This is a genomic window from Streptomyces sp. NPDC056503 (assembly GCF_042794995.1).
Classification (GTDB): domain Bacteria; phylum Actinomycetota; class Actinomycetes; order Streptomycetales; family Streptomycetaceae; genus Streptomyces.
This window is the reverse complement of record NZ_JBHTST010000114.1, coordinates 21,601-27,780: the sequence shown is the minus strand read 5'-3', so window position 1 is coordinate 27,780 and position 6,180 is coordinate 21,601. Positions and strand designations below refer to the sequence as shown.

The following is a 6,180-nucleotide window of genomic DNA, read 5'->3' as shown; positions in this document are numbered from 1 at the left end:
GCCGCCGCGGCCATGGGCATCGGCGCCGGCGGCACCATGCGGCAGGAGGTGTACCAGGACGACCGCAAGCCCCGCGACTGGTCCGACACCCCCGAGGCCCGCGTCTTCGTCCACCTGGTGACCCCGCCGGAGTGGCGCCGCATCACCGGCGAGGAGCCCCCGCCGTCCCCCGCCGACCGCGCCGCCTACACCCGTGCGGGCCTCCCCTGGTACGACTACGACGACCCCGACGGCACCGACCTCGCCCCCTCCGGCACCCTCGCCGACGTCAAGCCCGTCGGCGAGTGGCTCGGCGACGACCTCGACCCGTGGGCCCCGCCGGCCCCGCACCAGATCAAGCCGCTCGGCCCGCCGCCGCCCCCGCCGGGATCCCCGGTCGCCGACGGCGACTGGTAGCGCGAGCGGGCGGCCCCCTCGCGGGGACGGCGCGACCGGTGCCCTGCGGGGCCCCGCCCCCGGTCCACCCGCGGGCGGGGGTCCGGGCGACAGGCCACGGGCATCTCCCGCGGGGGCGCGCTCGCCCCCTCCCGCGCGGGGCCGCTCGTCCACTCCCCCCGCGGCCCTCGTCCCCTCCCGCGCGGGGCACCCCGCCCGCACGCCCCCGCCCCCGGCGCGATACGAATCGCCTTGTGAACGACACGATCCAGCCCGCCGCCACCATCCGCGTCTTCATCGCCCTGGCGCCGCCCGACGACGCCAAGGACGAGCTCGCCCGGGCGCTGGCGCCCGCCTACGCGGCGTACCCCGGCATGCGCTGGAACCGGATCGAGGACTGGCACATCACCCTCGCCTTCCTCGGCGAGCTGCCGGTCGCCGTCGTGCCCCGTCTCCACGAGCCGCTCGCGGAGCTCGCCGCCGGGCACCGGCCGCTCGACCTCTCCCTCCGCGGGGGCGGTCAGTTCGACTCCCGTGTCCTGTGGAGCGGGATCGCGGGCGACGTCCCCGGCCTGCACCGGCTCGCCGACGAGGTGCGCGGTCTCGTCAAGGACGCCGGGATCCCGTACGAGGGGCGCCCGTTGCGGCCGCACCTGACCCTGGCCCGGGCCCGGAGGGGCGACCTCGCCGGCGTGCCGGAGTCGGTCGGCGTGCTCGACGGGTTCGAGGGGCGCGCGTGGCGGACCGCGCGGCTCCACCTCGTCGGCAGCGACTACGCCCGGGGGCCCGCCCCGGTCCGGTACCGGGACATCGACTCCTGGCCGTTCACCGGGGCCTGAACCCCCGGGCGGGGCGGGCGCCTCACGGTGCCGAGATCAGCTCGCTCAGTCGCGGCGCGAGCCAGGGCCTGCGCCCGCCGGCCCGCATCCGGCCCCGCGCGATCGCCTTCCAGATCGGCGTGCGGCCGAAGGAGACGAGCAGGAACGTCGCCGGGGCCGCCACGATCCGGCAGTCGTACGCGCGCGGCGCCGCGTCCCGCGTCACCGTGGCCGCGCCGTCCTCGACCACGACGGCGAGCCGCGGACCGCCCTTCAGGTCGAGGTCGAAGGCGATCCGCACCCCCTTCGCCTTCTCCGCGTCCAGCGCGAGCGGCATCATCGTCACCATCGCCTGCCCGATCACCAGCGAGGCCTCCGCCGCGGTGATGGGCCACGGGCGGCGCGCGCCCCGCGCGATGTCGAGCCCGTGCACCAGGGTCTCGCTGAGCATCAGCCCCGTCGCCGCCGCGAGCGGGACGGTCCGCCCGGGGCCGTACCAGGGCGCGGGAACGGGCGTGTCGGGCGCGAGCCCCGCCGAGTTCCGCAGGAAGGCCGCGCCCCGCTCGGCGAGGATCGCGCCGAGCCGCTTCCGCTCCTCCCCGGCGATGAGTCCGACGGACAGCGCGTTCACGGCGGCGATCCGCTCCCCGAACGACTCCTCCCGCCCCGTGAGCAGGCCGTCCCAGTCGACGCCCCCGTCGTCGGTCACGGCGGAGTCGTACGCGAGGTAGACGGCGGCGAGGTGCGCTCCGACGTCCCCCACGGACCAGACGGGCACCCCCGACGGCGCCTCCAGGTCGTCGATCCCGCCCACCATCTCCACCAGCCGCCCGAGCGCGGCCTCCAGCGCGGCGCGCGTCCGCTCGTGCTCGGCCCGCGGATCGGACGTCGAGACGACACTCATGAGAATCCCCCCAAGCTGTGGACGGCCCCGCACGTTACCGTCGAGTAGCCCATCGCGACAGGGCCCGCGCGTCACGAACGGGACACCGCCGCCGCCGGAGGGGTGCGCAGCCGGTCCAGGAGGGCCGCCTCGGCCGCCGCCGAGCGGGCGTCGCTCCACCGGCCCAGGGGCACCGCCCGCAGGTGGCGGCCCTGGGGGTCGAGGAGGTGGCCGCCCAGCTTCATCGGCCACAGGGTCAGCGCCCGGTCCGCGACGGACAGTTCGGGGAAGCGTTCGGTCAGGCGGGACTCGAAGGGGGCGATGTCGTCGACCGAGCGCAGCCAGGCGGCCAGGAGGAGGTTGTACGGGCCCGAGAGGGAGGCGCAGAGGCGGATCTCCCGCAGGGCGCTGATGCGCTCCGCCAGCCGGGGCGCCCGGCTCTGCGGCACCGCCGCCCACAGCGAGACGGAGACCGGCCAGCCCGACAGCGCCCGCGCCACCTCGCAGCGGTACACCAGCGCGTGCTCCGCCTCCAGGCGGTCCAGGCGCCGCCGGACCGTCGTCGGGCTGAGCCCGGTCCGCTCCGCCAGTCGCGCCGCGGACTGCCGGGGATCCTCGCCCAGCACCCGCACCAGCTCCAGGTCGCGCCCTTCGAGGAGCCGCCCGCCCGTGGACCGGGACGGCGCCGGCCGGTCCTCGCCCGCGAGCCTGCGCCGCTGCTCCCCGGTCAGCCGGTCGAGCCGCCACCGGCTCCCCTCCGCGTGCAGCGTCGTGGCCACCTGCGTACGGGACGCGGCGACCCCGCCGAGCGCGCCCAGCCGGAAGCCCACGTACCGGGCCAGCTCCGCCTGGTCGGCGAAGACCGCGGTGACCAGCAGGTCCCGGCCCCCGCTGACGTGCTCCAGGTTGAAGACGTGCGGATCCTCGGCGACCTCCGCCGCGACCTCGTGCAGCCGTCCGGCCACGCAGTCCAGCTCGATGAAGGCGACCACGGCGGGCGCCTGCGCCCGCACCGCCGGATGGACGCTGATCCACGCGTGCCCCGCCCGCGTCAGCCGCGCCCAGCGCCGGGCCACCGTCGAGGCGTCGAGGCCCAGTGTCTCGCCGACCGTCTGCCAGTCGGCGCGCGGCGCCACCTGGAGGGCGGTCACCAGCAGATAGTCCAGCTCGTCCAGCACGTCCACCACTCCCTCCCCGAAACGGCGCATTCGCGCAAACGATCACCCGGCTCCGGTGGATCCCGGCAAGGGGGAGCCGTTCATCGGGCGGATCGGCACTATACCCGCCATGTTCACGCACAGCGACGCCCTGGCCCACGCCGACACCCTCATCCCCTTGCGCCACGAGCTCCACCGCGCACCCGAACTCGGCCTCGACCTGCCGCTGACCCGGCGCCGGGTCCTCGACGCCCTCGCCGGACTGCCCCTGGAGATCACCCTCGGCGAGCGGCTCAGCTCCGTCACCGCGGTCCTGCGCGGCGGTCGCCCCGGCCCCGCCGTCCTGCTCCGCGGCGACATGGACGCCCTCCCTGTCCAGGAGGACACCGGCGTCCCCTACGCCTCCGAGCTCCCCGGCCGGATGCACGCCTGCGGCCACGACCTCCACACCGCGGGCCTCGTCGGCGCCGCCCGGCTGCTCGCCGCCCGCCGCGACGAACTCCCCGGCGACGTCGTGTTCATGTTCCAGCCCGGCGAGGAGGGCATGGGCGGCGCGGGCCTGATGATCGAGGAGGGCGTCCTCGACGCCGCCGGCAGCCGGGTCGTCGCCGCCTACGCGCTCCACGTCACCTCGACCCTGCTCCCCACCGGATACGCGGCGGTCCGCCCCGGCCCCATGCTGGCCGCCTCCGACGCCGTCACCGTCACCGTCCACGGCGCCGGCGGCCACGGCTCCTCCCCGCACTCCGCCAAGGACCCCGTCCCCGCCCTCTGCGAGATCGTCACCGCCCTCCAGACGATGGTCACCCGGACCGTCGACGTCTTCGACCCCGCCGTCGTCACCGTCGGCTCCCTGCACGCCGGGTCGGCGGGCAACGTCATCCCCCGGACCGCCGTCCTGGAGGCGACCGTACGGTCCTTCTCCGCCGCCACCCAGGCCGCCGTCCGCGCCGGCGTGGAGCGCGTCGTCAAGGGAGTCTGCGCCGCCCACGGCGTCGAGGCCGAGCTCGACTACCGGGAGAACTACCCGGTCACCGAGAACGACCCCGCCGAGGCCGCGTTCGCGCTGCGTACCGCCCGCGGACTCCTCGGCGACGACCGCGCCTTCGAGGCGCCCCGCCCGCTCACCGGCTCCGAGGACTTCTCCCTCGTCCTGCGCGAGGTCCCCGGCGCCTACCTCGGCATCGGCGCCTGCCCGCCCGACCGCGACCCGGCCACCGCCCCCATGAACCACTCGCCCCAGGCCGTCTTCGACGACCGGGCCGTCCTCGACGCCGCCGTCCTGCTCGCCGAACTCGCCGCCCGCCGCCTCCAGGAAGCCGCCGGGGACCCCGCATGACCACCACCGGACACCCCGCCCCCGGCCGCCCCACCCCCGACCTGCCGGACACCGCACCCGGCACCGGGTCCGGCTCGGTCCGGGCCGTCGTCGGACTCCTCGTCCTCTTCGAGCTGACCAGCGGCTTCCTCCAGGGCGGCATCGCGCCCCTGCTGCCCGAGATCGGCCGCGAACTCGGCATCCCCGACGCCGACCTCACCTGGGTGATCTCCGCCCAGCTCCTCGCCGCGGCCGTCAGCGTCCCCGTCCTCGGCCGCCTCGGCGACCTCCACGGCCACCGCCGCGTCCTGCGCTGGGCCCTCGTCTCCGTCGCCGTCGGCACCCTGCTCGTCGCCCTCGCCCCGAACCTCCCGGTGCTGCTGGCCGGCCGCGTCCTGACCGGCCCGCTGGCCGCCCTGCTGCCCCTGGAGATCGCCCTCGTACGCGACCGGCTGCCGCTCGGCCCGGCCCGCTCGGCCATCGCCCGCCTCGTCGGGGCCCTCGCGCTCGGCACCCTCCTCGGCGGCGTCCTCACCGGCGCCGTCCACGAACTCACCGACGACGTCCGCCTCACCCTCCTCGTCCCGGTCGTCCTGGCCGCGGCCTGCGTCCCCGTCTCCTTCCTCGCCGTCCCCGAGACCCGGCACCTCGCGCGGGGCCGCCTCGACTGGCCCGGCGCCGCCCTGCTCAGCGCCACGATGCTGCTGCTCCTCTCCGGCGTCTCGGCGGCCAAGGACGACGGCCTCGGCCTCCCCGCCCTGTCCCGGCTCGGCCTCGCCGCGCTCCTCGGCGCCGTCTGGACCCGCGTCGAACTGCGCACCCCCGAACCCCTCGTCGACGTCCGGGCGCTGTCCGACCGCCGGGTGGCCCCCTTCTTCCTCTGCGCCTTCGCCTTCGGCGTCGTCTACTTCGGCGGCCAGGCGCCCGACGCCACCTTCCTCGCCGCCGACCCCGCCACCACCGGCTACGGCTTCGGCCTCTCCGCCCTGTCGATCTCCCTCGTGGCGCTCCCCGCGGCGGCGACCGCCGTGGTCACCTCCTCCCTCACCGCGCGCATCGCCGGACGCGTCGGCTACGTCCCCGCCCTCGCGGTCTCCTTCGCCCTGATCGCGGCGAGCTTCCTGACCACGGCGGCCCTGCACACGGCGGTCTGGCAGCTCGTCGCCGCGAAGATCCTCGCGGGCCTCGGCCTGGGCACCGCCCTCGGCGCCATGCCCACCGTGATCGCGGAGGCCGGCGAGCCGTCCCGGACCGGCGTCACCACCGCCCTCTACAACAACGTCAAGACGCTCGGCGGCGCGGTCGCCGGCGCCGTCATCGCCGCCGTCCTGACCGCCTCCGCCCCGCACGCCGCCACGACCCCGGCCGAATCGGGGTACGTCACCGTCTGGCTCCTCTGCGCGGCGCTCTCCGCCACCGCGGCCGCCCTCGCCCTCGTCGCCCGCCGCGCCGGGGCGCCCCCGTCCGGCCGACGGGACGGCTGAGGGCCGGTCACGTCGGAGCGCCGCCGATCAGGGCGAGGCCCCGGCCCCGGACACCGCGCGCACGCCCGCGCGGGCGGCGGTCGGCGCGAGCCGGGGCGCCGGCGCCCTGACGGCGGCCGCGCCGCACGCGAGCGCGCCCACGGCG

At 77.1% G+C, this 6,180-nt stretch carries 5 protein-coding genes and 1 pseudogene; 4 read left to right on the top strand and 2 right to left on the bottom strand.

The window, feature by feature from the left end:
• Together ACFQ8C_RS27880 and thpR are read left to right on the top strand one after the other, a co-directional pair.
• Positions 1-396: pseudogene (locus ACFQ8C_RS27880) on the top strand (hypothetical protein); the annotation flags it as partial.
• 233 nt (positions 397-629) lie between these two features.
• Entirely contained in the window at positions 630-1,214 is a 585-nt protein-coding gene (thpR, locus tag ACFQ8C_RS27875) for an RNA 2',3'-cyclic phosphodiesterase (RefSeq protein WP_383462433.1), read from the top strand.
• 22 nt (positions 1,215-1,236) lie between these two features.
• Here thpR and ACFQ8C_RS27870 read toward each other — a convergent pair whose 3' ends face one another.
• Positions 1,237-2,097 carry a maleylpyruvate isomerase family mycothiol-dependent enzyme gene (locus ACFQ8C_RS27870; protein ID WP_383462431.1) on the bottom strand — a complete coding sequence of 287 codons (861 nt, stop codon included), beginning with the start codon at positions 2,095-2,097 and terminating at the stop codon, positions 1,237-1,239.
• A 71-nt stretch (positions 2,098-2,168) separates the two neighbouring features.
• Entirely contained in the window at positions 2,169-3,260 is a 1,092-nt protein-coding gene (locus ACFQ8C_RS27865; protein ID WP_383462429.1) for an Lrp/AsnC family transcriptional regulator, read from the bottom strand.
• Positions 3,261-3,363: 103 nt separating this feature from the next.
• On the opposite strand from ACFQ8C_RS27865, the gene ACFQ8C_RS27860 reads away from it, so the two are divergent.
• Together ACFQ8C_RS27860 and ACFQ8C_RS27855 are read left to right on the top strand one after the other, a co-directional pair.
• Positions 3,364-4,572: a M20 family metallopeptidase gene (locus ACFQ8C_RS27860; RefSeq protein ID WP_383462427.1), complete on the top strand. Its 1,209-nt coding sequence runs from the start codon at positions 3,364-3,366 to the stop codon at positions 4,570-4,572.
• Positions 4,569-6,035, top strand: coding sequence for an MFS transporter (locus ACFQ8C_RS27855; RefSeq protein WP_383462425.1), 1,467 nt, complete (start codon positions 4,569-4,571; stop codon positions 6,033-6,035). Before ACFQ8C_RS27860 ends, ACFQ8C_RS27855 begins: the two co-directional genes overlap by 4 nt.
• The last annotated feature ends 145 nt before the right edge of the window (positions 6,036-6,180 follow it).